Below are 26,870 nucleotides of genomic sequence, written 5' to 3'. Positions count from 1 at the left end.
AAATTGCCGCTGATGGTGCAAGATTAATGGGTCCTGACCCTAGGGTCTGTTTATTCCGGCTTATCGGGGATCCGGAATATCTGGCCAGGATAGATGAGATCAGGATCACGGATCAGGTCGGTATTCGCCTCGAATACTTCGACATAGAAAATCCCATTGCCTAAATTCTCTTCGGCAATTGCCCAAAGCGTCGCCCCGGGTTGCACCGTCTTCACGGCAACTTCGAAACCCTCACTGGCGGTTTCTTCGGCCAACACAGCGGCCACCTCTTCTGCCTCTTCGCGCTTGAACGGAGTTTCAACGCGCGAGACGACAGCACCCTCTTCATCAAGCTCATCAATGCGCAAGGTGTAAACGCCCGTGTCGATATCGGGCAGATCAACGCGCCAATCGCCACCGGTCGACACGTCTGACGTCGTTAGCGGTTTGTTGTCGATATAGATTTGCACGGCCCCATCGCCTGTGGCGCGCCCTGCCAGTTGCACATCGCCCTCAGGATCATAGGTGATCGCATCAAGCGCAACATTCGGAACCGTCAATGCCGGGCTGGTTTGCACGACGCGCACGCCGCTCGAATCCGCTTGTAACACCGTGGGGGCAGTCGGCGCGGCTGGGGGCGCAATGCTCTCCTCAACCACGGGCAATTGTGGCGCAGCCCCGGGCGCAGGCGCCGTCTCAAGCGTGGCGACATCAACAGATACCGGCGGCTGATCAGGCGTCGGGACTTCATCGGCAACAACAACCGGCGGGACGATTGGCGCAACCATATAACTGGCCTCAGAGGCGATGGCCTGCCCATCCGGATCGGCCAAAAGATGCAAACGGCGGGGCTGCTCGGACAGGCCCGCGACAGGGAAGGCCACAAAACTGCCACTTGCATCCGCTGTCACGCGTTCGATCATCTCACCGGCCAGTATGATACCAACGTCCTGGCCCGGCTCTGCCTGCCCGGCGATCACCATGCTGCCATCTGTTTCAACGCGAAAAGTATCAAAAAGCGGGCCAGTTGGGGGTGCTGGCGTTGGCTCGGCCACCTCCACGGGTTCTACTGGATCGACTTGCGGTGCAACTTCAGCAGTTACAGGCGCCGCTATTTCGGATGCGACTTCCGGTTCGGGCAAGAACATCAAAATACCCACGCCAATAACGACCGCAGCCGTCGCACCCAAAATAATCGGCAAAGCGCTCGATTTCGTTCCGTCAGACACGTTTTCACCCCTCATCGCGCCAATATGCGGCACCCCAACCGCATGTGGTTGAGCCACCTTAGCAACGCGGCTATGACCGGTCAAAGCCAAGCTCATGAAAGGTTCGTTATGCCAACATTTCCCAAATCCGTCTGTGTCTATTGTGGCTCACGTGATGGGACCAAAGACAGCTACGTCAACGCGGCAGAGAACACAGGCCAAATGCTCGTGGCCAATGGCTGGCGACTGGTTTACGGCGCAGGCGATGTGGGGCTGATGGGGCGCGTGGCCAATGCGGTGCAGGCTGCGGGTGGGCAAACCTTTGGCGTGATCCCCGCCCATTTGATGGACTGGGAAGTCGGCAAACGCGATCTGGACAGCTTCGTGGTGACCGAGACCATGCATGAGCGTAAGAAAGTCATGTTCATGAATGCCGATGCGGTTGTCGTTCTGCCCGGCGGAGCCGGATCGCTGGATGAGTTCTTTGAAGCGCTCACCTGGCGGCAGTTGAAACTGCATGAAAAGCCGATCTTTGTGCTGAACATCGATGGGTTCTGGGACCCGCTTTTGACGCTGATGACCCACGTCGTCGACCAAGGCTTTGCAGGCAATGACATCCTGTCCTACGTGCAGTTCGTCAATGATGTGCCCACGCTTGAGGCCACGTTGCGATCAGCCCTCTGACAGCGCCGTCAATTCTGCAAACCGCGGGATTGAGATATTCGATCCGCAAGCAATAATCCCAATCTTGCACCCTGCGAGCTGATGCTTCAACGGCCCCATGATCGCAGCCAGTGAAGCGGCACAAGCCGGTTCTGCCGTGATCGCCATATGCGCCTGCATAAGCCGCATGGCTTCGGCCATCTCGGCGTCACTGATGCGCACCACCTCATCCACCAGCTTTTGGCAAATCCCAAAGGTGCCCGGCAGCGACATGGGCGCGCCAAGGCTGTCGGCCATCGTATCGACCTTGTCCAGCGTCTCCGGTTGTCCCGAAGCCAGGCTGCGATAAAGGCTGTCCGCGCCGAAGGGCTCTACCCCGATGATCTGCGCATTCGGGCGCAGATGGCGAATGGCAGAGGCCATGCCAGAGATCAGACCGCCGCCGCCGACAGGCACGACAAAGACATCCACATCCGGGGCCTGCGCGCAATATTCCAGACCGCAGGTCGCCGCGCCCAGCACCATGTGATCGGCCTCAAACGGGTGCATCAGCGTGCGCCCTGCCCCAGCTGCCTTGTTCATCGCGGCAAAGGCCCCGGCCATATCGTCAAACAACTGCACCTCAGCGCCCAGCGCCTTGCACCCCGCAATGCGGGCCGGATCGACGGCGCGGGGCATGCAGATCAGGGCAGAAATCCCGGCCTCTTTCGCAGCCCAGGACACGCCCAGCGCATGATTGCCCCCGCTGGCGGCTACAACACCGGCAGCGCGCTGATCGGCACCAAGGCGTCTGATCCCGAGCAGCGCGCCGCGCGCCTTGAACGCGCCGGTTTGCTGGAACAGCTCAAGCTTGATGGTGACATCCGCACCCTTGGGCAGCAGGCCCTGCCAGCGGTCCGCGGATAGCGGCAAAACAGGCGTTTCGATGATCGCATCTGCCAGCTCATCAGCGGCAGTGCGGATCGCATCCAGACTGGGTTGGTGCATGAGGGTCCTCAATAAATAAAAAGGCCCGCAAGATGTCTCACGGGCCTTTTCGAATGTCGATGGTAAAAGGATCAGAGGCGCGAGGCGACGTTTTCCCAGTTGACCAGATTATCAAGGAAATTGGTCAGATAGGCCGGGCGCTTGTTGCGGAAGTCGATGTAGTAGGAATGCTCCCACACATCACAGCCGAGCAATGCTGTTTGACCAAAGCACAACGGGTTCACGCCGTTTTCGGTTTTAGTGACAGCCAGCGAGCCATCAGCGTTCTTGACCAGCCAGCACCAGCCCGAGCCGAACTGACCTGCACCAGCGGCGCTGAACTGCGACTTGAACTCATCAACGCTGCCAAAGCTTTCGGTGATGGCTTTTTCCAGCTCACCAGGCATGGCGCTATCACCTGGGCCCATCATTTCCCAAAACTGGTTGTGGTTCCAAAGCTGGCTGATGTTGTTGAAGATGCCGTTCTGAGCAACAGCCGACTTGTCATAAGTGCCAACGATGATCTCTTCCAGTGACTTGCCTTCCCACTCGGTGCCTTCAATGGCCTTGTTGCCGTTGGTCACATAGGCGTTGTGGTGCAGGTCGTGGTGGTATTCCAGCGTTTCGGCAGACATGCCTTTGCCAGCCAGCGCGTCATGGGCATAGGGAAGATCAGGAAGTGAAAAAGCCATATCAGTCATCTTTCTAAGTTGAGAATGGGATGCGTCGATACATGTCACATGACAGCGCAAGGTCAAGAGCGTGATGGATGCCGATCTGACGCCGAAGCGCCCAAAAAGGACACTCAACTGCACAAATTTTGGCAATTCTTCGCGAAATATATGCCGAAAAACAAAATTAACTGTCCCCTCAGCAAAAGACGTATATAAGCATGCCAGCGTTTTAGGTGTCGAGGATGTGTCAGTGGCTTTAACAAATTTGATCGTCAACGGCGACTTTTCCAGCAGTACCAATAACAGCGCAACCGGATGGTCTGGCACAGATCTGGAAACGAGGCCGTCCAGTACCTACATCGCTGGCTCCGGACCTGGGCGTGTTGCCGAGATCAATGGCGGCACCGGCAATGTCACGGTAATGGAACAAACCTTCACGGTCGATCAGGCCCGGGATGCCCAACTTAATCTCGATTACGCGCTCAGAGACAGCGGAACACTGGGTGTCGACGGTTTCACGGTCGAAATTCTGGATAGCAACGGTGTGGTGATCTACAGTGCCAACATCGTGCCTGATCAGCAATCGGTGTATCTGCAATTGTCAGCCGACGTGACTTTCCCTGCGGCTGGTGACTATACGATACGGTTTACCGAGATCGGTGATAACGCCGACGGCTCAGGCGCGCTTGTCGATAATATCGAAATTTTGGTGTGTTTTGCAGGGACAACCCGGATCAAAACACCCACCGGCTACGTTTGCGCCAGCGATTTGAAACCGGGCCAGCTGGTTGAAACACAAAACGGGCCCAAACCCATTCGCTGGGTCGGGCGCCGCCATGTTGACGCCGATATGATCGGCGCCGATGAACGATTTCTGCCCGTTCGGATCAGCCAAGGGGCTTTGGGCGGCGGGCTCCCGACGCGTGATCTTTTGGTTTCGCGGCAGCACCGGCTTTTGGCACGCTCGCCGATTGCGCAGCGCATGTTTGGCCAGGCAGAGGTTTTGCTGGCCGCAATCCGTTTGACCGACCTGCCCGGCATTTTTGTGGATAAGCAGATCAACGAAATCGACTACGTCCATTTGCTGCTGGACGACCACGAAATCATCCTTGCCGAGGATGCCCCCGCCGAAACGCTACATCTGGGCGAGTACGCGGCAGAGGCAATCGGCGAAGATGCGATTGCAGAAATCGACCTGATTTTCCCGGGGCTCCGCGCGCGGCACAAGGGCGCGGATGGGGCCGCTCAGGTCCCAAGCCGCGAAAAGCAAATCCGGTTTGTATCGCGGGTCGCAAAAAACGCGCGCCCCGTGCTTGAGCTTTGAAAGATCGCAAACCTGAGTGGCGATACAATTCAACGTCCTATGGTGGACTAAGAGGTGGACTAAGAGGCTGTCTCAGGCACTCCTGAATCAGGCGGAACATTCACCAGGCAATGCCTTTCTGACAAGATGCGGGACGAAGGGTGAATTCGCGGCATTCGTGCCAATGTCGGCTTTCGCTGTTGGCAAATCCTGCCGACTATAACAGGCTAGAAGAATGATTATTGTTCTGAATGGCTATCCGGGCGTCGGCAAACTGACTGTCGGGCGGGAACTCGCGGTGCTCTTGAAGGCGCGTCTTGTTGATATCCATACACTATACAACCTCGCATTCGCTCTGACCGAATTCCGCACTCCCGAATTTCGAGAGACCGTTCGGCGTGTTGAAGCAATTGCGGACGAGCTAATTGCGGCCCTGCCCTCAGGTACTCCAGTAATATTCACTACGGTGCTAACTGGCGAGACAGAATGGGCTATGGAAGAGTGGCGAAGGTTCCTGGAGCGAAGCGACAGGCGTCCACCCCTCGTAATGGTTCACATCGCCTGCGATCTGGAAGAAAACATCAAGCGTATTCAGTCGCCGGAGCGTAGAGGTAAAGGGAAGTTGCAGGACGCAGAGGTCGCAGAGCGCAACCACGCTTCATCAGAGCCACTAATCGGCGGCGAACTTCCCCATACCTTTCGATTGAACGTGACTTATATGAAACCGGAGGAAGCTGCCGACAAAATCGCGAACCATTGTGTTGCAGTTCTTGCTGCAACCAAGGATGTAGGCTGATTTCTTGTCGCCGATCTATGCGGGCATTCATGCACACCGCAGCATCTGTCAAAATGGGCTCAAACCGGACTTGCGGCGGTGCACCACGCACAAAAGCAGCAAAACGTTAAGGTCCAATTTGCTTCTTGCGAACTATTCAGGGGCTGCCACAGCCCAAACCACCTAACGTCCCACAGCAGCCCCCTAACGAATGGGCGAACCCGTCTCGCCGGTTTCTAAAAGCTGTTGCACCTGAAGCGGTATCCAATCATGCGGGATAAAGTGCCCGCCCGGATGTACATCCATAACAACCTGGCCGCCCGGGCAATCCCAGGCCGTCCGCGTGAATGTCAAAAATGACCTCGCGGCCCACTGGCCCTCGTCCTGTCCTGCGGCGCAATCAAAATGCCTGCGCCATAGCGATACGGGGTAGGTCTGATCTCCGCCCGGCCCCATCGGATAGTCCAGCACCTGATCATTCAATCCGTAGACCTGGCGCACGACGTCGGGGGCGGTTTGGCAGGTTTCACTTTGGGACAGGGTGCCAGCCACGGCCAGCAGCGCCGCAATCCCGTCCCCATCCTCGCACACAAAGCGCCAGGCCATACGCGCGCCCCAGGAATAGCCTGAGACAAAGATCTTCTCGGGGTCCACAGGATAGCGGCTGGCCACATCCGCCAGCAACGCACGGGCAAAATCAGTATCGGGCGAACGGGGGCGGCCAAATGACCAGGACTTGTTCAAACCATTCGGCGCAACCAGCAGCACATGATCGGCAATCGCACCCGTAGCGATACGATCATGCCGCACGATCAAATCCCCCTGACGGGCCCAGCCATGAAAATGCAGCAAGACCGGCAGCGGGCTTTGACCGTCCCACTGATCCGGCAGGCGCAGATGGTACGATCGATCCCCAAGCTGGCAGGCCTCTTGTCCTTCGCAAGCAGCTAAAGGCCCTGAAAACCCAAGAAAAGCGAATAGAAAACAAATGAATAGGCGCGACATAACCTTTGATAGGCATTTCGCAGGCGCTGCGGAACTCACAATTGTATCAGCCAGTTGTGGCCAAGCGCATCGAAACATCTCCCGGAGCCATTCAGAACAGCCTGACAGGGCCCGCCTTGGCGCTCGCGGCCAGCAGATCAAAGGCATAACCCGCAACGGAGCGAAAGCAGATGATCTCAAAACAGGCCTCATCGCGCATCCAGAATGCAGCAGCGACCTGGCCAAGCCGCGTGCGCCTGAAATCACCGGGCCTGAATGCGTCGGGATGCAGATCAACCGGGGCGAGCTTGGCTATGACTTCACGGCAGAACCCGCCTTCGACCGACAGCACCGCCCGCGCGTCAGAGACAGATTGCGCCAGATAATGGGTCCCCTCCAGGGCGGCATCAATCATCCCAAGCGCTTTGGGCACCTCAGCATAGGGCAGCAGGATCAAGATCTCATCGGGTGACATCCAGCACAGCCCTTTCTGCCCGACGCAATTGGCCCGCATCGCACCAGGAAAATCGACACCTGCAAGGCCGGTACAGATCGCGTGCAGCTTTGGATCGGCCAGATCACCACGCAGGGTGATCATACCGCGCAGGCCCGCATCGCGGACCGTCACTTCGCCAACGGCCTCTCGGCCCGCCAAAGCACTGACAGCGTTAGACATTCTGCTTGGCCCCCTCTTTGTCATAGACAACCGGATCAACGATCTTGGCCTGCACCTTTGTGCCGTCCACCTTGGCAAATGCGATCACCTCGCCCATGCGTTCCGGCCCATGCCGCACCAGCCCCATGGCAATGCCCCTCCCCAAATTGGCCGAATAATAGGTTGAGGTAACGCGCCCTTGGGTGTTCACCTGCCCGTTTTCGTTGCGCCCCTCGTCGACCGCATAGGCCCCATCCGGCAAGACAGAACCATCGAGCGTCTCTAATCCAACCAGCTTCCAGCGGTCCGGGTCGGCCATATGACTGCGCTCATGCGCGCGCTTGCCTAAGTAGTCATCCTTTTTCTTGGATAGCGCCCATTGCAGGTTCAGATCCTGCGGGATCACGGTGCCGTCGGTTTCATCACCGATCATGATAAAGCCCTTCTCAGCCCGCAAAATATGCAGGCATTCAGTGCCATAAGGCATCATGCCAAACGCGTCCCCTGCAGCGACCAGCGCCTCCCAAAAGGCGGCGCCTTGCCCGGCGGGCACGGCGATTTCATAAGACAGCTCACCCGAGAATGAGATGCGGAAGACCCGCGCATCAAAGCCGCCGATTTGCCCGTCAGCCCAGTGCATGAACGGCACTGCCTCGGCCGAAACATCCATACCGCCCAGTTTTCCCAATACTTTCCGTGCGTTAGGTCCGACAACTGCAATCTGCGCAAATTGTTCTGTGACATTGGCCACATAAACCTGCCAATCCCACCATTCGCATTGTAGCCAATCCTCCATATGTGCATGGATGTGATCCGCACCCCCGGTTGTGGTGTGGCAGAGCCATGTATCCTCAGACAATCGCGCCACAACACCATCATCGATCAAAAACCCGTTTTCCGAACACATCAGCCCGTAGCGGCATTTTCCAATAGGCAGCGTCGACATCATGTTAGTGTAGATCATGTCCAAAAAGCGCCCTGCGTCGGGCCCTTTGACAATCAGCTTGCCCAGGGTTGAGGCATCCAGCAGGCCCACATTTTCGCGGGTATTTTTCACCTCGCGATTGACCGCATCCGCGACGCTTTCGCCTGTGCGCAAATAGGCGTAAGGCCTGCGCCATTGGCCCACCGGTTCATTATCAGCGCCATGGGCGTTTGACCAATCAGATACCGGCGTTAGGCGCACGGGCTGGAACAAATCATCCTTTGCATGGCCCCCAATCGCGCCCATAGAAATAGGCGTGTACGGCGGGCGGAAGGTTGTTGTGCCGACATCCGGGATATCTGCATTCAACGATTGCGAAAGCACTGCCAATCCGTTGATATTGCTCAGCTTCCCCTGATCCGTCGCCATGCCCAGCGTCGTATAGCGCTTGGCATGTTCAACGCTTTCGAACCCCTCTTGGGCGGCCAGCACGATGTCTGAGACTTTCACATCATTCTGAAAATCCAGCCAGGCTTTGCTGCGCAGCCCATCGCCTGCGCCTTGCGGCATCATCCAAACCGGCGCCAACGCATCCTCTTGTGCATCATCCCCCTTTGGCGCCTTCCCTATGCGTTTGCGATGCCCCGCCGCTTGCGCAGCTGCCTGCCCGGCCGCCCAGCCATCCTGTATCACATCACCGGTGAACAGATTGCCATTTGCGGTACCGGCGGGGGTGACAAAACCCGCACCGTCATGCCCTTTCGGCGGGCGCTCTGGATCAGGCCGGAACATGGCCTGCGCTGCATCCCAATGCAGCTTGCCACCGCAATGCGACCACAGATGCACAACCGGGGACCAGCCGCCGGACATCGCAACGCAGTCGCATGCGATCTCTTCCAGGACGGCGCCTTCACCAGCCTGTGCACAAATTCCAACGCCGGTCACGCGCTTGCGTCCCATGACTTTGGCGATCCCCTTACCAAAGGCAATGTGGATCCCCAGGGCGCGGGCTTCGTCGATCAGATCGCCCTTGGCCTCTGTGCGCGCGTCGATGATCGCAGGCACTTCCAGCCCCGCCTGTTTCAACGTAATCGCCGTGCGATAGGCGTCATCATTGTTCGTCACGATGACCGTACGGTCACCGACCGAGACGCCGTAATTCACCACGTAATCCCGCAGGGCTGCGGCCAAAATCACGCCCGGCACATCGTTTCCGGCAAAAGAAAGCGGGCGCTCGATTGCCCCTGTCGCGGTGATGATTTGCTTGGCCCGGATACGCCAGAGCCGGTGACGCGGGCCGCCGGTTGCAGGGCTGTGATCGGTCAGACGTTCATAGGCCAAAGCGTAGCCGTGATCGTAAACGCCAGCGCCCATGCAGCGCGATCTTATAGATATATTTTCATTTTTTTCAATATCTTCCAGCGCATTCTTCACCCACTCATCCGCCGGTATTCCATCGATGACCGGCTGATCCACAACAGCGCGGCCACCCCAGTCGGGTTCTTGCTCAATCAATAGCACCCGCGCGCCGGATTGCCCTGCTGCCAACGCAGCAGACAGTCCCGCCACGCCGCCGCCGATGACCAGAACATCAACATGGGCATGAAAATGTTCATAACTATCTGCATCGCGGTCCTTGGGGGCCGCGCCAAGACCTGCAGATTTGCGTATAAAAGGTTCGTAGACATGTTTCCAAAAGGCGCGTGGATACATGAACATTTTGTAATAAAAACCGGCAGGTAGCAGTTTTGACAGGCGCGCATTGATCGCGCCGACATCAAATTCCAGGCTTGGCCAATGGTTTTGCGTTTTTGCGGTCAAACCATCAAAAATCTCGGTCGTTGTGATCCGCTGGTTCGGCTCAAACCGCCCATCGGCACCAAGGCCGACCAGGCCATTGGGTTCCTCAGCGCCCGCTGCGACCACACCGCGCGGTCTGTGATATTTGAACGACCGCCCGACAAGCATCTGGTCGTTGGCCAACAAGGCCGAGGCCAGCGTGTCCCCTGCGAACCCGCGCAGCCGGTTTCCGTTAAATGTGAACTCTACAGCTTTGTTTCTGTTTAGCAATCGGCCGTAGTCGCTAAGGCGTGTGCTCATTCGCCGCGCCCCCATGACCAGCCGGGTCGCTTTGCTGCAATACGATCACACAACTCCTCTGGCGGTCTCAGCGTCTGGGCCGGATAGGTGCCAAAGACCTCAAGCGAGACGGTGCAGCGCGCCGCATGAAACCATTTCCCGCAGCCATAGGCGTGGCGCCAGCGTTCGAAATGCACCCCTTTGGGGTTTTCGCGCATGAACAGGTAGTCTTCAAAATCAGCATCGGATGAGCCGGGGCCTTCGCGGGTCAGATGGGCCTGCCCGCCGGCGTGCAAATCGGTTTCATCGACATCCACGCCGCAATAGGGGCATCGCAAGATCAGCATGGGCAGGCCTTTGTCTGGGGCATATGTTTCGCGTACAGATGCTGTACATATGGCGTATGTACAGCCTGCAAAAACGCAACAAGGGCGGACACAGCCGCGTGTCCGCCCCTGATCGTACTGAGGTAAGAGGTCGTGTTAGTCGGTCGCAGGCACCGCTGGTGCTGCGGGCGCTGTTTCTTCAAGAACCGGAGCTGCGCCATCGGCTGCGCCCGCTGCAGCCGGGTCAACCGTTGGGTCAACCGATCCACCTGCAAAAAGCGCGTAGAGAAGAACCAGTACAACAATGACGGCGGCGATAAGAAAACCGATGCCGCTGCCTGTGCTTGCGCTGGCCTTGGACTGAGTGAAGTCATCCATGATGTGTCCTCCTTTTCAGACGGCCCCATCAAAACGACCTTGCTTAAAAGCGAAACATCGGCGGAAATCCCCGGACAAAATGGGCCAAGCGCCGCCAAATATGCCGATTTGGCTCGGCCATCGCTTGCCGGGATCGACCTGGCCGCTGCTTTTGGTAGCCTGTGCGCATGGAATTGTTGTTGATCATCCTTGGCGGCGGCCTGAGCACCGCAATCATCTTTATGCTGGCCGAAGCCTTCGCCCAGCGCGGGCAAGACACAGATGAGGCGCGCCAGACCGACCAGACGGACGATACCGCATAGACTGCGCTGCGCCCCGGTCAATGCGCCACCCCTGCGGCCACGCTTTCGTCAATGAATTTTCCGTCGCGGAAGCGGAACATGCTGAAATCATCCGTCAGCGGCGATTGCCCTTTTGCCATCAATTCGGCCATGGCCCAGCCAGAGCCGGGAATGGCCTTGAACCCGCCGGTCCCCCAGCCGCAATTGACGAAAACGCCCTCAACCGGGGTTTTCGACAAGATCGGCGACCGGTCCCCCGTCATATCCACAATCCCCCCCCATTGCCGCAACATCTTGAGCCGAGAGATCATCGGAAAAGTTTCGATCAATGCCCGCACCGTTTCTTCGATATGATGGAATGATCCGCGTTGGGTGTAATTGTTATAGCTGTCAGCCCCACCACCAATCACCATTTCACCCTTATCCGATTGCGACATATAGCCATGCACGGTGTTCGCCATAACGACCACATCCATGCAAGGTTTGATCGGCTCGGACACCAGGGCCTGCAGCGCCACGCTTTCGATGGGCAGCCTGAAACCAGCCATCTGCGCCAAAACGCCCGAATGCCCGGAGGCGACCATGCCCAGCTTATCGCAATCAATCGGGCCTTGGGTCGTCTCAACCCCGGTCACTTTGCCAAATTCCTGCCGGATGCCCGTGACTTCGCAGTTCTGGATCACATCCATGCCCATATCCGAGCAAGCCCGCGCATAACCCCAGGCCACCGCATCATGCCGCGCGGTGCCGCCCCGCGCTTGCCACAGACCGCCCAACACCGGGTAACGCGGCCCGCTGATATTCATGATCGGGCAAAGTTCCTTGACCCGTGCGGGTCCGATCCATTCGGTCTGCACCCCTTGCAGCGCGTTCGCATGGGCCGTGCGCTGGTAGCCGCGTACCTCGTGATGGGTCTGCGCCAGCATGATCACGCCGCGCGGGCTGAACATCACGTTGTAGTTCAAATCCTGGCTCAGCGTTTCATACAGGCTGCGGGATTTTTCATAAATCGCGGCCGACGCGTCTTGCAGATAGTTGGAGCGGATAATCGTCGTGTTCCGCCCCGTATTGCCGCCGCCCAGCCAGCCTTTTTCAAGGATCGCGACATTTGTGATGCCGAAATTCTTACCAAGATAATAAGCCGTTGCCAGCCCATGCCCGCCTGCCCCAACGATGATCACATCATATTTGGGTTTGGGGCTGCGCTTCGCCCATGCCCGGTCCCAGCCGCGATGGTTGCGCAGGGCCTCACGCGCGATAGCAAAGGCGGAATATCGTTTCATAGGTTGGTCTTGTCCTTTCGGGCACCCTGCCCCTTTTTTGCCTGCAACAGCGTCGCCGCATAAGACCGCCAGCGGCGTCTGGCCTGCAATTTACGACATGTGATCGCCCGCGCCGATGTCGACAAGGTCGCAGCCCCTTTTCTTGGGCCGTGCCCCGGTCTATGTCGGGGTCACCCAAGGGACTGCTGAAGATGCTATTCTGGCTCACCTGTATTGTGATGACATTGGCTGCCACGGCTGTCATAACCGTACCGCTTTTGCGCCCGGCCCCGCGCCAGGACGAAAGCACCGATGTTGCAATCTACCAGGCGCAACTGGCCGAGATTGAGCGTGATCTTGAACGCGGGCTATTGGAACCGCAGGAGGCCGAAAACGCCCGGGTTGAGGTTGCCCGCCGATTGCTCGCTGCAAATCGCAGCCAGCAAAAGGCCGATTTGGCCGACCGCCCCAGCCGCTGGGGCGCGCCGCTGGTTGTGCTGTTTTGTCTGGTTTTGGCGGTTGTCCTCTATGTCGGCCCAGCCGGTATCGCCCGTCAGCTTGGCATGTCCGAAGACCGTATCACAACGCTGCACGAATTGGCGCCGCCCCTATTTTTCGAAGGCGTTGGCCGCCCTGGCTATATCGATCTGCCTTTGCAGGCCCGTCTGGACACCAGCGAAACTTTGCGCGCAAATCGCCCCTCGCAAGCGGCGCTCGAGGCAATCGCCCCGCCCCCGCCAGCGGTCGATCTGCCCGAGGATTACCGCGCTGCGATTGCCCAGCTGCGCGCCATCGCCCCGACCCGCCCCGATGATCTTGAAGCGTGGTCGCGCCTGGCCTTTCACGAGGTCGAGCTGCGCAATTACGCAGGTGCCGCTGCCGCCCAAGCCCAAGTGATTACTATTCAAGGTGACGCGGCCAGCCTGACCGATTGGGAACGGCTGCTGGATCTGCAGGTTGTCGCGGCCGGCGGTGCGGTGTCGCCCGAATCTGAGGCAGTGATCAACCGCATCATGACCGCCAATCCAGACAGTATCCCCGCCCGCTATTATCTGGGCGCACTGTATTACCAAACCGACCGCGCCGATCTGGCGTTTCGTATCTGGCGCAAATTGGTTGAGCGCGAAGACCCCAATGATTTCCACGTCGCCAACGCCCGCGCCCAGATCACTGATGTCGCCTATTTCGCCGGGATTGAATATGCCCTGCCCGAAACCCGTGGCCCATCATTTGAACAGATGGATGCAGCCGCAGATCTCACCCCTGAAGAACAAGCCGAGATGATTGGCGGCATGGTATCCGGCCTTGCGGAGCGCCTTGCGACCGAAGGCGGCCCGGCCGAGGATTGGGCCCGTCTGATCCGCGCTTATGCCGTGCTGGGTGATTTCGACGCCGCCAGCACCGTATGGCAGGAAGCCCAACAGGTCTTTGTCAGCTCGATGCGCGATATGGAAATCCTGACCAATGCCGCCCGCGATGCAGGGGTCCTGGAATGATCTGCGAAACACCTGACGCATTTCTGGATGCGCTGCCCGATCTGGGCCCGCTTGCCGGGCTTGATCTGGGCACGGCAACGATTGGTTTGGCGATCTCAGATTCGATGCGCAGCGTTGCCTCGCCGCTGCAAACGATCCGGCGCAAGAAATTCGGGATCGATGCGGCCAAACTGCTTGAAATCACGTCGCATCGCATGGTCACCGGCCTGGTGCTGGGGCTGCCCATGAATATGGATGGATCAGAGGGACCGCGCTGTCAGGCCACCCGCGCCTTTGCCCGCAATCTGGAAAAACTGACCCCCTTGCCGATCACCTTTTGGGATGAACGGTTGTCAACCGTCGCCGCCGAACGCGCCCTGCTCGAGGCGGATACGTCACGCAAACGTCGCGCAGAGGTGATCGACCATGTCGCTGCGGGTTATATTCTGCAAGGTATGCTGGACCGGCTGACCTATATGAGGACCCAAGGATGAGTAAATCTGAGAACACTGATCACATCTGGGCCCGCGCTGAGATCGAAAGCCCTTGCGTCAAGACCTGCGTCATCCATCCCGAAAGCCGCCTTTGCGTTGGCTGTCTGCGTTCCATTGACGAGATAGGCGCCTGGTCGGGGATGACTGCAGCGGCACGCCAAGCGGTGATGGACGCGCTGCCTGCGCGCGCTGGTGAAATCACCAAACGTCGCGGTGGCCGGGCAGCGCGAGCAAAATAGCGACTTTAAGCGTAAAGCCGAGCGTGTTTGGAAGATCAAAGCAGAAGTTTGCGGATTATTTCACGTAAGGCTACTATGCGGACAAAGTGAGCTTTCGCTGAGGTTGCGCCAATGACTGCTTATGGAACATCGCTTAAATCAATGTTGTTGTGCTGAGCGCTTTTCGGAGGATTTAAGTGTTTGTTGGTGGGCTCCAAACCAGACCAACTTCATCATTCTCTGTCGAGGTAGCAAATACGATCTGATTGCGTGGATCGCACACCGCAAGAATCGAATGTGTATGGCGCATTATGCCTTTTGGCATTTCCAAAAATAGCTTGGTAGCGCTCATATGACTTGGCATATCTCTTCGTGCAAGATTGACATGCTTGAAGTCACCTACACTCAGGCTGCGGCCAATATTGCATTGCCACAGAGACGCCTTTTCCAGATCGCTATGCTCAATCGCTTTGGAGAAGTATTTGAAATTGAAAGAGTTTGTTTGATCGACGGTTCTTTGTGAATTTTCGATGGTATCTGCACAAACCGAAAGCGCACTTCCTTCATGATCGAAGTACAAAGCGAATGTTATGATTTCTGGGCCATTTTGGTTTGCTGCCGACCGCAAAAACGTAAGTGCGTCGAATATAACACCGTCGACAAATTCTGGTTCCATTTGCGGGTCCTCTGACTGCAGGAAATTTGGCTACTCGGGGGATATAGGATCACTGTGGCCCCGTCGATGCGTTTTGGAGAACGCAGATAGAGCTAGGTCCGACCGTGGCAGGTCCATCAGCCAATTTTTTGATCAGTGGACATTCGTGCAGCCCGCAGCATCGGTCACTTTGGGCTCAATCCTGCCGTTCGCTGCATTTTGCGACAAGGCATCCTCTGCTTGGATCATGTCCATATTCGACGGGTAAATAAGCCACGGCATACTGCACGTTTCTTAACATCGATTGATGCGCCGAGCGCTGGCGCCTCATCACTCACGCACGCGGAAACACAAAGCAGCGGTCGCGCCGGATCATCAGCCACAGCGCTGTGCCCGGCTTGGGCAGAAAGACCGATGGCACAACCGCTTTCAGGATTGATCCATCATAGTCCATCCGAAATTCGACCAGACTGGACGCCCCCATGAATCGCGCCCGCGCGACGGTGGCCCGGGCTGCTGTGCCCTCGGACGAGGTTGGTTTTGGGCCCCGCCCGCCACGGTCAAAATCGATCTTTAGATGCTGCGGGCGGATCACGATATCAACTTCAGTCCCGTCGGGCAGGCCCGGCGCCAGAAATTGCCCGAAGGGCGTATCGGTCAGCGCACCCTGCACAACACCTGGTATCACATTGATATCGCTGAAAAAGGCCGCTGCCGCCCGATCAATCGGCGCATTGTAGATGTTATAAGGTGCCCCTTGCTGCACAACCCGGCCATCGCGCATCAACGCGATTTCATCGGCCATGCGCATCGCCTCGCCGGGTTCATGCGTCACCAGCAGCACCGCTGTTCCTTCGTCTTTAAGCACCGCGAGCGTTTCGTCCCGGATGTCGTCGCGCAGGCGGTCATCGAGGCCCGAGAAGGGCTCATCCATCAGCATGATCTGCGGCTTGGGCGCCAGGGCCCGCGCCAAGGCGACGCGCTGCTGCTCGCCACCCGAAAGCTGATGCGGGTAGTCATCGATATGCCGGGTCATGCCAACCTTATCAAGCAATGCCTGGACCCGCGCCCCCGCGTCCCGCGTTTGCAATCCGAAGGCCACGTTCTGGCCAACGGTCAGATGTGGGAACAACGCGAAATCCTGGAACATCAGCCCGATTGATCGGGCCTCAGGCGGCAGGCGAAAAACGGTGTCACAGACCAGTTTTCCATCGACATGGATCGTCCCCCGATCCTGTTTTTCCACCCCGGCAATAATCCGCAGCGTTGTCGATTTCCCGCAGCCTGATGGCCCCAAAAGGCACGTCACCTGCCCGGGCATCACCTGCAAGCTGACGTCATCAACAACACGCCGCCCGCCATAGTCCTTGACGATATTTGCGATCTCAAGCCGGGGGGACTGCATGAAGGGTACGGGTGCCTGACCAAATAAGGGTTTGGTTTCCCTAGCAACAGTTCCCGTCTGGGGCAAGCTTGGGTCCTAGCTCAATTCAAAACCCAGCGACGCTGCGCACCGCCCGTTCACTTGCACATGCAATTGATGTGCGCCGGGATGCAGCGTGAATGTTGTGGCGTTGTCTTTGAAAACATGGCGTTTCTTTAGATGCACCGGTTTGCCTGCCTTGGCCTTAAGCAGTTTCAGTTTGAACACTTTCGGCGCGGTTTTGCCGTTAGCTTTTACAAAGTCGATCACGTAATCCACGATAAGCGGCGCGTCCTGCTTTGCCGTCAAGGTGAACGTGATCTCGGCGCTTTGCCCGCGGGCGACCTGCGCGGGCGTGATACTGAGATCCGACACCGTGACGGCAACATCCGGGTGATAGCCCAGATGACGCATGGCCCCGGGGTGCCCTGCCTTGATCAAACCGCGCAGCGCATGTTTGCGCAGCCATTCAAGTTCCTTTTGCGATTGCCCGCCCGCTGTCTGCCAGCCTTCCAACCGGGCCAGCACCGCATCAGGTTCTTTTTTCGTAATATCGTTCAAATGGTTCGCGACGGACCGGGTGACAAAGCGCGTGCGATCCGCATAGAGCCGGTCCAAAAGCGGCAATGTTTGCGCCGATGTCAGCCCAATAGCCTGCCCCCAAGGCAATTTTGGCCTCGTCCCTTCGCTGACCAAACGGCGCACATGATAGTGTTCATGCCCCACCCAATCCTGCATCCGTTCCAAGGTTTCATCAGGCCATCGGTTCAGAAAAGCACGGATCGCATATTCCATGGAAAACCGCTGCGTGATCTGTTCCATCAGATCAAGGCTGAGCGTCAGATCACCCTCAAGCCCATGATTTTCCACATAAACACCAAGGGGCGCATAGATGAAATGCCCGAAATCATCATCGGATAAAGTTGGGTCAAGCGGTGGTGGCAAGGCCGCACTGATCGCCTGCCCCGCAGCGGGGAAATCTGCTGGCAGATACCGCGCCAGCACTGCCGCAATCAGATTGATCCGCGCTTTCAGCTCAAGCGGGCCCATTTCAGCCATCACGTCTTGGACAAAGGGGGCGGCGGTGAAGACGCCTGCCTGTTCGAAATGCCCCCCCAAAAGGGAGACCGTTTCGGCGTTGAATAGATGGTCCTTGAGGCTGAATTTTTCGGCCATCAGATCGTGGCGTTAATCGCGCCGCCATCCAGCACGATATTCTGCCCGACGATAAAGCCTGCATGTTGCGAGCATAAAAACGCGCACATCGCGCCAAATTCGCTGGCCGTGCCATAGCGCCGGGCTGGGATCGTCGCCTCGCGTTGCGCTTTGGCTGTCTCCAGATCGATCCCCTGCGCCTTGGACACACCGGTATCCAGGCTGACGGCCCGGTCAGTCGCGTGGATGCCGGGCAGCATGTTGTTGATGTTCACCCCGTATTGCGCAACTTGCCGCGCGGTCCCTGCCGCATAACCGGTCAGCCCGGCCCGTGCGGAATTGGATAGGCCCAACTGCGGGATCGGGGCTTTGACGGACCCTGAGGTGATGTTGACCACCCGCCCCCAGCCCTGATCAATCATCGCAGGCATCAGCGCTTTCATCAGCGCGATGGGCGCCAGCATATTGGCATCAAGGGCCGCAATAAAATCATCCCTGTCCCAGTCCGACCAGATCCCCGGAGGTGGTCCCCCAGCGTTATTCACAAGAATATCAACGCCTTGCGCAACATCGAGCAGTTTTGCCTGCCCGGCTTCTTGCGTCACATCCGCAAGGACCGTCAGGACCTGCACCTGATAGGTATCGCGGATATGGGCGGCGGTTTCTTCCAGCGCCTCTGCCCCGCGTGCGTTCAGGATCAGATTGACGCCCGCGGCGGCCAAGGCTTCGGCGCAACCACGCCCCAGCCCTTTGGATGATGCACAGACCAGTGCCCGTTTTCCTTTGATTCCCAGATCCATGACCGCAGCCTCCCCGACTGATTTATGATTGGAACTGACCTAGCATCCACATCCCATGGGAGCAATCGCCCCTTATTCCCACTTGGCCCGGTACGCTGCGCGCGTTACTCAATAGGGCATGGCGCAAGATAGCTTTACAGTTGACGTTTTTCGGGCCGCTGATTTTTGCGCATCGGCAGGTGTCGCCTTGGGCGATCCGCTGTCATTTGCCGATGAGCTGGTCATGGATGATGCCTATCAGTTGTCAGACGATGCGCAATTGCGCCCCCTCGACCTGACAATCGATGGCGACGCTTTGCACATGGCCCTGCCCCCCCATAACCCGGTGCATTTGGATTGCTGCCTGACAATCATGGCCCCCGACGGGCGCACCTATGAGGCTTTGATCCTGGTTGAAACCGCAGACGCCCATGTTGCCGCGATCTATCTGCTGCCAATGGCCGAACTACGACCCGATATCCCCTATACGCTGGTCAGCACCGACCGCCATACCACGACCCGCCGTTTTGCAGAGGCTGCCACCGGATCATTCGCGACAGGCACCCGCATCACCATGGCCGACGGTACCCAGCGCCCAATCGAGGCGATCGCAATTGGTGACATGGTCCTGACCCGCGATGCGGGGATGCGCCCGGTGCGCTGGATTGTTCAGAACACAATGCGCGCCGAGGGTAATTTTGCGCCGGTCGTGATCACCAAAGGCGCGCTTCACAATGAGCATGATCTGGTCCTGCGTTCTGATCATCGCCTTTTTGTTTATCAACGCGTTGATCATGCCGGGCTTGGCCGCGCAGAGGTGCTGATCAAGGCAGAAAAGCTGGTTGATGACGACACAATCATCCGCCGTCACGGTGGTTTCATCGACTATTTTCAACTGGTTTTTGATGGCCATTACATCATCTATGCCGAAGGTATCGCCGCCGAATCCCATCTGGTTGACCAACGCGCCCGCATTGGTCTGCCAGACGAGGCCAGCCGCACGCTCCATGAACGCTCACCATATAAGGCGTACGAGGTCACTGACAGTTTGCTGCCTGCCAACCGGGTTGCCGTGTTGTTGCGGCGTGCGTCGATGGGGTAAATTAGGGTTCCGCCGTGGTCACTCCTTCCGTCTCGCCAATGACGATCATTGTCCCATCGGTCGGCACCCCATTATAGATGATGTCGGCTTCCAGATCAGTTCCGGAAAGCGCCCCCAGTGGATCATCCAGAAATGCGCCCTGCATGACACCCGCGATCACCAGATCGGTGCCGCTACCTGACAATGTCCCGGCGTAATCAAGCGTGAGCGCCGGATCGAGCCCGCCATCATCGATATTGATCGTCCCGCTATAATCGATGACATCCCCCGTTGCATCTGTGCCAAAGAAATTATCCATCACACCTGAGACTGCCCCATCATCAAACCCAATGCTGACCGAGGAATCGCCAAATAGAACCAGTTCGGCATTGGGATCTTCCACCCTGATTGTCGCAGAGCCGGTAAAGACGGCGGTGCCCGTATCGGGGATCATTTCATCTGGGGTTGGCGCCATCCCAATGACACCGATATCGGGATCACCGAGCACCCGCAGTTTCTGCGCCTCATAGACATCAAGCCGTTCAAGACGAGGATCGATGCCGCTGCCCGCGTTGCTGCCGCTACCGCCGCCGCCACAACCGGCCAGCAACAGCGCAGCCAGTGCTGATCCAAATCGCATGATACCACCGTGATTTACCTGCCTTTGCCGGACCCTACATTGGGAAGGCAAACTATCGGTTAAACCCCGGCAACCATATACGTCAGGCTGCCAAACGCCCTAACCGTCCTGTCGCGCTGTAAGCGACCCCTTTGACCAGGGCAAAGCGCAGCATCGCCGCGCGCATCCGCCAGCTTTGCAACCCGACAATGAACTGACGCATTTGCTGATACGTACCGGCTTTGAGGCAGTGGCGCAGATAGCCCCGGCCAAGATAACTGGCCATCGTTGGATAAGTCTCACACAAAATCGACATGCAACGTGCCCGCTCAGCCGCGCTGGCGCGACGGGTCAAATGCCCCAGATCCCCGGGCGTGCCGCCGGAATGGTCCCAAACGACGACCCCGGGCAATTCAGAGTACCAGCCCTTGCGCCCTTTTGAGATTAAGCGGCAAAGATATTCGGTATCTTCATTGATGCTCAGATCCTGGCGTATTGGCCCCATCTGGAAGACCACATGCCGCCAAATCCAAAAGCCCATTCCAAAACCGCAGAGTTTTCTGCCCAAACCGGCCGCCGATGGAATGGTCCCTTGGGCAAAACGCGCAGTTTTAAGACGTGGCTTGCCCTGTTTACAGGTGGCCTGAAACACCGATGAGAAACCATAGTCATGACCCATAGCGCCCTCACGCAGCACATGCGCGCAATATCCCGGCTGTAAAGTATCGTCATCGTCGAGGAAAAAGATCACATCCCCCCGCGCTTGGGCGATGCCAAAATTGCGTGCCGCCGAAACGCCGGTTTGCCCGGCCGGCACACACAGAATGCGCAGACGCGGATCATGGACCTGCCGCAATGTCTTCTTTGCCTCTGTTTGAGAGTGATCATCAATAACCAGGACTTCACCGCCCTGCGCCAGCCCTGCCAGCGCGCTGCCCACCGCACGCCGCAGCAGGTTTGGTCGGTCTTTGGTTGGGATCACCACTGTGTGTTTCACGATGTTAGGCTGCGTTTCCCGAAAGCCCATGTTTTCCCCGTTTAATCATTATCACTTGATCGGCTTACGCGTCAGCACAGCGGTTTATTCTATCGGCCGGCGCCATTGCCCTTGCCCGGCAGAGGCCCTAAAGCGGTGCCATGACAAATCGCCCCGATCTTCCGCCCGAAATCGCCCGCCGCCGCACCTTTGCGATTATCTCGCACCCGGATGCGGGCAAGACGACGCTGACTGAGAAATTCCTGCTTTATGGCGGCGCTATTCAGATGGCCGGACAGGTCCGCGCCAAGGGTGAGGCCCGGCGCACCCGGTCGGATTTCATGCAGATGGAGAAGGATCGGGGGATTTCCGTGTCCGCCTCCGCCATGTCGTTTGATTTTGAGAAATACCGGTTCAATTTGGTCGACACCCCCGGGCACTCGGATTTTTCCGAGGATACCTATCGCACGCTGACGGCCGTGGATGCCGCCGTGATGGTGATCGATGGGGCCAAGGGTGTGGAAAGCCAGACACAGAAGCTGTTTGAGGTCTGCCGTCTGCGCGATCTGCCGATCCTGACGTTCTGTAACAAGATGGACCGTGAGAGTCGCGATACATTTGATATTATTGACGAAATTCAGGAAAATCTGGCGATTGACGTGACCCCGGCCTCCTGGCCCATTGGTGTGGGCCGTGAGTTCATCGGCTGCTATGATATTCTGCGCGATAAGCTGGAACTGATGGATCGTGCTGACCGGAACAAGGTGGCTGAAAGCATCCAGATCAGCGGCCTTGATGATCCACAATTGGCGGAACATGTGCCGGCGCATTTGCTGGAAAAGTTCCTCGAAGAGATCGAGATGGCTAAGGAGCTGTTGCCGCAGCTTGACCCTGAATCCCTTTTGAATGGGTCCATGACACCGATCTGGTTCGGCTCTGCGATGAATTCCTTTGGCGTGAAAGAATTGATGGACGGTCTGGCCACCTATGGCCCCGAGCCGCAGATCCAAACCGCCCAACCCCGTAATATCGCGCCTGAGGAAAAGAAGGTCGCGGGATTTGTCTTTAAGGTGCAGGCCAATATGGACCCCAAGCACCGGGACCGGGTGGCCTTTGTCCGCCTGGCCTCGGGTCATTTTGAGCGGGGGATGAAGCTGACCCATGTGCGCAGCAAAAAGCAGATGGCCGTGACCAATCCGGTGCTGTTTCTGGCCGCTGACCGGGAATTGGCCGAAGAGGCCTGGGCGGGCGATATTATCGGCATTCCCAACCACGGCCAGTTGCGCATTGGCGATACGCTGACCGAGGGCGAAGCGATCCGCGTGTCGGGTATTCCGTCCTTTGCGCCGGAACTGCTGCAGACCTGCCGTGCGGGTGACCCGATGAAGGCCAAGCATCTGGAAAAGGCTTTGATGCAATTTGCCGAAGAAGGGGCCGCCAAAGTGTTCAAACCGACGTTCGGCTCCGGCTTTATCGTCGGCGTTGTGGGGGCGCTGCAGTTCGAGGTGCTCGCCAGCCGGATTGAGATGGAATACGGGCTGCCGGTCCGCTTTGAAGCGTCGCAATTCACATCCGCCCGCTGGGTGCATGGGGACAAGGAAGCGGTGGACAAGTTCTCGGACGCCAACAAGCAGCATATCGCGACGGACAATGACGGGGACGCGGTGTTCCTGACCCGTCTGCAATGGGATATTGACCGCGTTGGGCGCGATTATCCGGATGTGACGCTGAGTGCGACGAAGGAAATGATGGTTTCGGGGTAAACCCGCGCATTCCTCGCCGGTGATCTGGACAGGCCGTGTTGACCTGCTAGGATCGCCGCCAACACAAGGATGAGGTTTCCGATGGCTCTGCCCCGCACACTGACCGTTTCCGCAACAGCGCTTTTCGCAGGCGCGCCCGCGTTCGCGGAACGGGTGGACAGCCCCGCTTGGGATGCTCTAGCCGCTATCGAAATCGAAGAGGTTATGACCGAGACCTCTTACGAGGCCCGCAAGACTTTTCCCGCTGATCTTGAAGGCGGCGTGGCCCAGTTTGATATCACTGGTTTTGCCGTGCCCTTGGGTGATGTGGCCAATGTGCGTGAGTTCATGATCGTGTCGGACATGGGGTTTTGCCCGTTCTGCGGCAACCCGGAACATGGGACCGCCTTGCAGGTGACGCTTGCGGAACCCATCCCGTTTATCGAGGAAGGCATGCGCCTGTCCCTGCGCGGCGCGCTTGAGCCGGTCACGGACCCGCAGACATCCCAATCTGTCATCCTGCGCGACGCGGTGTTGATCGAAGGCTAGCCGTGATAGGCTGGCACTATGCCACTACAAAACCGTGTCCTGCCCACCGGTGAGATTGTCGCTGACCCCGCGCGTGGCACGTTGACCGGGAACCGGGGAATTATTCATCGCCCGAACCGAACCCTTGGCACATCGCGCTGGTCCCATCATGCTTGGATCTGTTGCGTGCTGGACTGGCAGGGTCGCAAGCGCCCGGTCATGACAGGCCGCAAATGGACCGAGCTGTTTTTTCTGGATGAGGCCGTCGCTTTTGCCGCCGGGCATCGCCCTTGTGGCTATTGCAGACGCGCTGCGTACCAGCAGTTTGTCACCGCATGGACCAAGGCGGCGGGTGATCGCCCCTCGGCCAAGGAGATGGATAAGGTATTGCACTGCGCCCGTATCATCCCGCGCAGTCGCACACAGCAGACCTATCAGGCACCACTTGCCGATCTGCCGTCAGGTGCGACTGTCCTGCATGATAACCAGCCGCATGTGCTGGGCGAAGGCCGGATGCATCCCTATCAACCAACCGGTTACCTGCCCGCCATTGACAGGCCAACGACCGGGCACACAACGGTTCTGACACCCCGGCCTATCGTTGCCGTGCTGCGCGCAGGATATCGCCCTGCCCTGCATCCCTCTGCGACCTTGTAAGCCTGCGCTGCTCCCGCGATAGTGCGGGTATGACTGACCCAAATGAAACCTTCCCCGGCGGCATTGGCACGCTTTTGCCCCAATACCAGAAAAGACGCGCGCTGCTGACCCATAAGCCGGGGCAAGAGCTGCCCGCGATGGACGTGGATTTCAAGGCGCTGGCCGCGATGCCCCTGCCCCCGCAGGAACTGCCGCGGCCCGAGGGGATGAGCCGGGTCGCCAAAAAGCGCCATATGTTGCTGGGCGAACTGGAAGGGCATTCTGAGCTTACCCTGTTGCACGGGCTGCTGATTTCCCATCTGCGCAAACACACCTATCCCGACGAGGCCCCGGCGTTGTTCCTGCGGCTATGGGCCGAGGAAGAAGAGTGGCTGCTGGAAAACCTGCCCACCCGTTGGCTGATCTCGGCTGTGATCACCTTTGCCCAGCATGGGCAAACCGAGGATGACCGGATGCTGGCCCAATCCATGAACATCCTGTTTTCGCTGATGAAAATCTATGAGGCCGAGCGCTGTTTCTCAGGCCTGCCTCCGCAAGAGCCGTTCCGGATCAAGGATCGCAACAAGTCCCCCTTGCCCATGGGAATGAAGGATTTTTCGGTCCTCAAAGGTGATCTTGAGGCGCATCTGCTGGCCCCGCTTTGGCGTGATGCGAAACATGCGCCAGCTATTGGCAACCTTGTGCGCCATCTGCTGAACCTGCTGAACGCAGACGATAGCACCGTCTTTCGGCGCTTTGCCCTGATGCGCGAAACCGCGCAAAACCGGTAAGTCAAATCGCCTTGAAATGCGGCGCAAAGATATCACCGAAAGTCTCAACTGGTTTCAGTTGAAACCGCTCGCCCGTACTGCGCAGCGCCCGGATTCGGTCGATCCGAAACACGCGGGAGGCGTCCCGCAGATGATCCCAGGCGATGATGTACCAAACAGGCCAGTTCAGCAGAATATAATGCGGTTCAATCAGACGCTTGGTAGTCTGCCGCGCCTCGGACAGATAGGTGATTTCAAGGCAGTGCTGTTGCAGAAACGCGCTGGCGATATCTTCGGACAGGGGCGCGCCTGGATTTGCGTAAAGTGACACCACATTTCCCGAGGCACGATCCCCCAACAAGATCCGCTTACGGAGCGTGCTGACCGCTTGGCGTTGTTTTTGCGGGAAGGCCTGAAACAGCTTTTGCCGAATGGCCCGCAGGTGCCCCGTTAGAAGCGGTGATTGCAAGGTTTCCATGATCGTCAGCGCCAGGATCAGCTCTACCACCTCTTGATGGGTCAGGTGGAGCCGTTCAATCCCCCAACGGTCACTCAACCGCACGCCGCCGCCGCGCCCCCGGTCCGATTCGATCGGGTATCCGGCAAGGCGCAGCTCGGCCAGTTCACGCATCAAGGTGCGCTGGCTGACCCCAAGCTGTGCCCGCAAATCCGCGGTTTTCCAATGCTCTTCGGACCGCAAAATCCCGATCAGCCGGTTCCGCCGCTCGGACCGTTCTTCAAAGCTGATATTTGCCATCGCATTAATATGCCAATTATCGGCATATTTATCAATATAGCCTGGGGCGTAAACAAAAATGAGGACCACCATGACGACCCCAACAGATTTCCCCAGCCCTACGATCATCCCCGTGAACGGTGTGACACTGGAAGTTTTTGAAGCCGGTCAGCCCAGCAGTAAAGGGCCGATTGTCCTCTGCCATGGCTGGCCCGAACACGCCTTTTCCTGGCGCCACCAGATACCAGCGCTTGCCGCCGCAGGTTATCACGTGATCGTGCCGAACCAGCGCGGCTATGGCCATTCCAGCTGCCCTGGCGATGTGGACGCCTATGATATCAAGCATCTGACGGGTGATCTTGCCGCTTTGCTTGACCATTTTGGCTATGCGGACGCGATCTTTGTCGGCCATGATTGGGGGGCGAATGTCGTGTGGAGCATGGCGCTATTGCATCCCGAACGCGTCAGCAAATTGATTGCGCTCAGCCTGCCCTATCAGGAACGCGGGGATATCCCCTGGACCGAATTTATCGAAAGTCTGTTCGGCCCAGACCATTATATGGTCCATTTCAACCGGCGCCCAGGTGTGGCCGATGCGATATTGGATCAAAACCGCCTTCAGTTCCTGCGCAACCTCTATCGCAAGGACATCCCGCCTGCCCCGCCAGAGCCAGGCATGGCCATGATCAATCTGGCCCAGGCCACATCCGCGCCGGGCGCGGCCTTGCTGCGCGATGACGAACTTGCGGTGTTTGATGCCGCCTTTGCCAGCACAGGCTTTACCGGCAGCATCAACTGGTATCGTAATCTGGATCGGAACTGGCATCATTTGGCGGATGTGGATCCGGTGATCAACCACCCTGCTTTGATGATCTATGGCGACCGTGACGTGATCCCGCGCGCGCCGAATCTGAAAGATATCGTGCCCAATGTGACGGAAATAGGCATTGATGCCGGACATTGGATTCAGCAAGAACGGCCGGATCAGACGAGCATGGCAATCCTTGACTGGCTTGCGGATTTTGACCTGTCGCCACGCCAGGGTTAAGACCCCGGGGTGATTTGGATCGGCAGATAACGCGTGACACCCAGCCCCCGGCAACAGGCCAAAACCTTGCAAATTGG

At 58.0% G+C, this 26,870-nt stretch carries 29 protein-coding genes; 13 read left to right on the top strand and 16 right to left on the bottom strand.

The genetic code is table 11. From position 1 onward, the window contains the following. Nucleotides 1–50 precede the first annotated feature (50 nt). Nucleotides 51–1,304 carry a LysM peptidoglycan-binding domain-containing protein gene (locus tag AABB29_RS13565; protein WP_373636571.1) on the bottom strand — a complete coding sequence of 418 codons (1,254 nt, stop codon included), beginning with the start codon at nucleotides 1,302–1,304 and terminating at the stop codon, nucleotides 51–53. 12 nt (nucleotides 1,305–1,316) lie between these two features. Here AABB29_RS13565 and AABB29_RS13560 point away from each other — a divergent pair, with 12 nt between their 5' ends. After that, the gene (locus AABB29_RS13560; protein WP_341366404.1) at nucleotides 1,317–1,871 is read left to right on the top strand and encodes a TIGR00730 family Rossman fold protein; all 555 of its coding nucleotides are present in this window, start codon (nucleotides 1,317–1,319) and stop codon (nucleotides 1,869–1,871) included. On the opposite strand, the gene AABB29_RS13555 is transcribed toward AABB29_RS13560, so the two are convergent. Both AABB29_RS13555 and AABB29_RS13550 read right to left on the bottom strand, forming a co-directional pair. Next, nucleotides 1,860–2,837: a threonine/serine dehydratase gene (locus AABB29_RS13555; RefSeq protein ID WP_341366405.1), complete on the bottom strand. Its 978-nt coding sequence runs from the start codon at nucleotides 2,835–2,837 to the stop codon at nucleotides 1,860–1,862. The genes AABB29_RS13560 and AABB29_RS13555 overlap by 12 nt on opposite strands. 71 nt (nucleotides 2,838–2,908) lie before the next feature. After that, nucleotides 2,909–3,508 carry a superoxide dismutase gene (locus AABB29_RS13550; RefSeq protein WP_341369088.1) on the bottom strand — a complete coding sequence of 200 codons (600 nt, stop codon included), beginning with the start codon at nucleotides 3,506–3,508 and terminating at the stop codon, nucleotides 2,909–2,911. A gap of 232 nt (nucleotides 3,509–3,740) precedes the next feature. Between AABB29_RS13550 and AABB29_RS13545 the strand changes: the two genes are divergently transcribed. Both AABB29_RS13545 and AABB29_RS13540 read left to right on the top strand, forming a co-directional pair. Next, nucleotides 3,741–4,814, top strand: a complete 1,074-nt coding sequence (locus AABB29_RS13545; protein WP_341366406.1) for a Hint domain-containing protein — start codon at nucleotides 3,741–3,743, stop codon at nucleotides 4,812–4,814. Nucleotides 4,815–5,028: 214 nt separating this feature from the next. Further along, entirely contained in the window at nucleotides 5,029–5,589 is a 561-nt protein-coding gene (locus AABB29_RS13540) for an AAA family ATPase (protein WP_341366407.1), read from the top strand. Nucleotides 5,590–5,772: 183 nt separating this feature from the next. On the opposite strand, the gene AABB29_RS13535 is transcribed toward AABB29_RS13540, so the two are convergent. The 5 genes from AABB29_RS13535 to AABB29_RS13515 form a co-directional block, all read right to left on the bottom strand. Beyond that, nucleotides 5,773–6,573, bottom strand: coding sequence for a polyhydroxybutyrate depolymerase (locus tag AABB29_RS13535; protein ID WP_341366408.1), 801 nt, complete (start codon nucleotides 6,571–6,573; stop codon nucleotides 5,773–5,775). Between the two features lie 91 nt (nucleotides 6,574–6,664). Further along, complete coding sequence (locus tag AABB29_RS13530) at nucleotides 6,665–7,228, bottom strand: sarcosine oxidase subunit gamma family protein (RefSeq protein WP_341366409.1); 564 nt, start codon at nucleotides 7,226–7,228, stop codon at nucleotides 6,665–6,667. After that, nucleotides 7,221–10,232 carry a sarcosine oxidase subunit alpha family protein gene (locus tag AABB29_RS13525; RefSeq protein ID WP_341366410.1) on the bottom strand — a complete coding sequence of 1,004 codons (3,012 nt, stop codon included), beginning with the start codon at nucleotides 10,230–10,232 and terminating at the stop codon, nucleotides 7,221–7,223. The genes AABB29_RS13530 and AABB29_RS13525 overlap by 8 nt, the downstream gene beginning before the upstream one ends. After that, complete coding sequence (locus AABB29_RS13520; protein ID WP_341366411.1) at nucleotides 10,229–10,558, bottom strand: sarcosine oxidase subunit delta; 330 nt, start codon at nucleotides 10,556–10,558, stop codon at nucleotides 10,229–10,231. Before AABB29_RS13520 ends, AABB29_RS13525 begins: the two co-directional genes overlap by 4 nt. Before the next feature lie 135 nt (nucleotides 10,559–10,693). Then, the gene (locus AABB29_RS13515) at nucleotides 10,694–10,915 is read right to left on the bottom strand and encodes a hypothetical protein (RefSeq protein ID WP_341366412.1); all 222 of its coding nucleotides are present in this window, start codon (nucleotides 10,913–10,915) and stop codon (nucleotides 10,694–10,696) included. Between the two features lie 167 nt (nucleotides 10,916–11,082). Here AABB29_RS13515 and AABB29_RS13510 point away from each other — a divergent pair, with 167 nt between their 5' ends. Next, nucleotides 11,083–11,217, top strand: coding sequence for a hypothetical protein (locus AABB29_RS13510; protein ID WP_341366413.1), 135 nt, complete (start codon nucleotides 11,083–11,085; stop codon nucleotides 11,215–11,217). Nucleotides 11,218–11,234: 17 nt separating this feature from the next. Here the strand turns inward: AABB29_RS13510 and AABB29_RS13505 are convergent, their stop codons facing one another. Next, on the bottom strand, nucleotides 11,235–12,479 hold the full coding sequence (locus AABB29_RS13505; protein WP_373636570.1) for a sarcosine oxidase subunit beta family protein: 1,245 nt from the start codon (nucleotides 12,477–12,479) through the stop codon (nucleotides 11,235–11,237). A 191-nt stretch (nucleotides 12,480–12,670) separates the two neighbouring features. Between AABB29_RS13505 and ccmI the strand changes: the two genes are divergently transcribed. Genes ccmI through AABB29_RS13490 form a run of 3 tightly spaced genes read left to right on the top strand, consistent with a single transcriptional unit; the run spans nucleotide 12,671 to nucleotide 14,666 of the window. Beyond that, a complete protein-coding gene (ccmI, locus tag AABB29_RS13500) occupies nucleotides 12,671–13,954 on the top strand; it encodes a c-type cytochrome biogenesis protein CcmI (protein ID WP_341366414.1) in 1,284 nt (427 codons plus the stop codon). Continuing rightward, a complete protein-coding gene (gene ruvX / locus AABB29_RS13495; RefSeq protein ID WP_341366415.1) occupies nucleotides 13,951–14,427 on the top strand; it encodes a Holliday junction resolvase RuvX in 477 nt (158 codons plus the stop codon). The genes ccmI and ruvX overlap by 4 nt, the downstream gene beginning before the upstream one ends. Beyond that, nucleotides 14,424–14,666: a DUF1289 domain-containing protein gene (locus AABB29_RS13490; RefSeq protein WP_341366416.1), complete on the top strand. Its 243-nt coding sequence runs from the start codon at nucleotides 14,424–14,426 to the stop codon at nucleotides 14,664–14,666. Before ruvX ends, AABB29_RS13490 begins: the two co-directional genes overlap by 4 nt. A gap of 172 nt (nucleotides 14,667–14,838) precedes the next feature. On the opposite strand, the gene AABB29_RS13485 is transcribed toward AABB29_RS13490, so the two are convergent. The 4 genes from AABB29_RS13485 to AABB29_RS13470 all read right to left on the bottom strand — a co-directional run bounded on the left by AABB29_RS13485 (nucleotide 14,839) and on the right by AABB29_RS13470 (nucleotide 18,678). After that, a complete protein-coding gene (locus tag AABB29_RS13485) occupies nucleotides 14,839–15,321 on the bottom strand; it encodes a hypothetical protein (protein WP_341366417.1) in 483 nt (160 codons plus the stop codon). A gap of 313 nt (nucleotides 15,322–15,634) precedes the next feature. Continuing rightward, nucleotides 15,635–16,705: an ABC transporter ATP-binding protein gene (locus AABB29_RS13480; RefSeq protein WP_341366418.1), complete on the bottom strand. Its 1,071-nt coding sequence runs from the start codon at nucleotides 16,703–16,705 to the stop codon at nucleotides 15,635–15,637. Nucleotides 16,706–16,780: 75 nt separating this feature from the next. Beyond that, a complete protein-coding gene (locus AABB29_RS13475) occupies nucleotides 16,781–17,899 on the bottom strand; it encodes a hypothetical protein (RefSeq protein ID WP_341366419.1) in 1,119 nt (372 codons plus the stop codon). Further along, nucleotides 17,899–18,678, bottom strand: coding sequence for an SDR family oxidoreductase (locus AABB29_RS13470; protein WP_341366420.1), 780 nt, complete (start codon nucleotides 18,676–18,678; stop codon nucleotides 17,899–17,901). Before AABB29_RS13470 ends, AABB29_RS13475 begins: the two co-directional genes overlap by 1 nt. Before the next feature lie 118 nt (nucleotides 18,679–18,796). On the opposite strand from AABB29_RS13470, the gene AABB29_RS13465 reads away from it, so the two are divergent. After that, on the top strand, nucleotides 18,797–19,759 hold the full coding sequence (locus AABB29_RS13465; RefSeq protein WP_341366421.1) for a Hint domain-containing protein: 963 nt from the start codon (nucleotides 18,797–18,799) through the stop codon (nucleotides 19,757–19,759). Between the two features lies 1 nt (nucleotide 19,760). Here the strand turns inward: AABB29_RS13465 and AABB29_RS13460 are convergent, their stop codons facing one another. Further along, on the bottom strand, nucleotides 19,761–20,378 hold the full coding sequence (locus AABB29_RS13460) for a hypothetical protein (RefSeq protein ID WP_341366422.1): 618 nt from the start codon (nucleotides 20,376–20,378) through the stop codon (nucleotides 19,761–19,763). A gap of 82 nt (nucleotides 20,379–20,460) precedes the next feature. Then, nucleotides 20,461–21,384, bottom strand: a complete 924-nt coding sequence (locus tag AABB29_RS13455; protein WP_341366423.1) for a glycosyltransferase family A protein — start codon at nucleotides 21,382–21,384, stop codon at nucleotides 20,461–20,463. Between the two features lie 110 nt (nucleotides 21,385–21,494). Here AABB29_RS13455 and AABB29_RS13450 point away from each other — a divergent pair, with 110 nt between their 5' ends. The 4 genes from AABB29_RS13450 to AABB29_RS13435 all read left to right on the top strand — a co-directional run bounded on the left by AABB29_RS13450 (nucleotide 21,495) and on the right by AABB29_RS13435 (nucleotide 25,030). Further along, nucleotides 21,495–23,096: a peptide chain release factor 3 gene (locus tag AABB29_RS13450; protein ID WP_341366424.1), complete on the top strand. Its 1,602-nt coding sequence runs from the start codon at nucleotides 21,495–21,497 to the stop codon at nucleotides 23,094–23,096. 81 nt (nucleotides 23,097–23,177) lie between these two features. Further along, nucleotides 23,178–23,624 (top strand): hypothetical protein, encoded by a 447-nt coding sequence (locus AABB29_RS13445; protein ID WP_341366425.1) that lies wholly within the window; start codon nucleotides 23,178–23,180, stop codon nucleotides 23,622–23,624. 18 nt (nucleotides 23,625–23,642) lie between these two features. Further along, on the top strand, nucleotides 23,643–24,260 hold the full coding sequence (locus AABB29_RS13440) for a hypothetical protein (protein WP_341366426.1): 618 nt from the start codon (nucleotides 23,643–23,645) through the stop codon (nucleotides 24,258–24,260). Nucleotides 24,261–24,289: 29 nt separating this feature from the next. Further along, the gene (locus tag AABB29_RS13435) at nucleotides 24,290–25,030 is read left to right on the top strand and encodes a hypothetical protein (RefSeq protein WP_341366427.1); all 741 of its coding nucleotides are present in this window, start codon (nucleotides 24,290–24,292) and stop codon (nucleotides 25,028–25,030) included. A 1-nt stretch (nucleotide 25,031) separates the two neighbouring features. On the opposite strand, the gene AABB29_RS13430 is transcribed toward AABB29_RS13435, so the two are convergent. Further along, nucleotides 25,032–25,838: a WYL domain-containing protein gene (locus AABB29_RS13430; RefSeq protein WP_341366428.1), complete on the bottom strand. Its 807-nt coding sequence runs from the start codon at nucleotides 25,836–25,838 to the stop codon at nucleotides 25,032–25,034. Between AABB29_RS13430 and AABB29_RS13425 the strand changes: the two genes are divergently transcribed. After that, entirely contained in the window at nucleotides 25,837–26,793 is a 957-nt protein-coding gene (locus AABB29_RS13425) for an alpha/beta hydrolase (RefSeq protein ID WP_341366429.1), read from the top strand. The genes AABB29_RS13430 and AABB29_RS13425 overlap by 2 nt on opposite strands. The last annotated feature ends 77 nt before the right edge of the window (nucleotides 26,794–26,870 follow it).

This window comes from Yoonia sp. BS5-3 (assembly GCF_038069655.2).
Taxonomy (GTDB): Bacteria; Pseudomonadota; Alphaproteobacteria; order Rhodobacterales; family Rhodobacteraceae; genus Yoonia; species Yoonia phaeophyticola.
The sequence above is the reverse complement of the archived record's forward strand: the minus strand, read 5'-3'. Positions and strand labels throughout refer to the sequence as shown.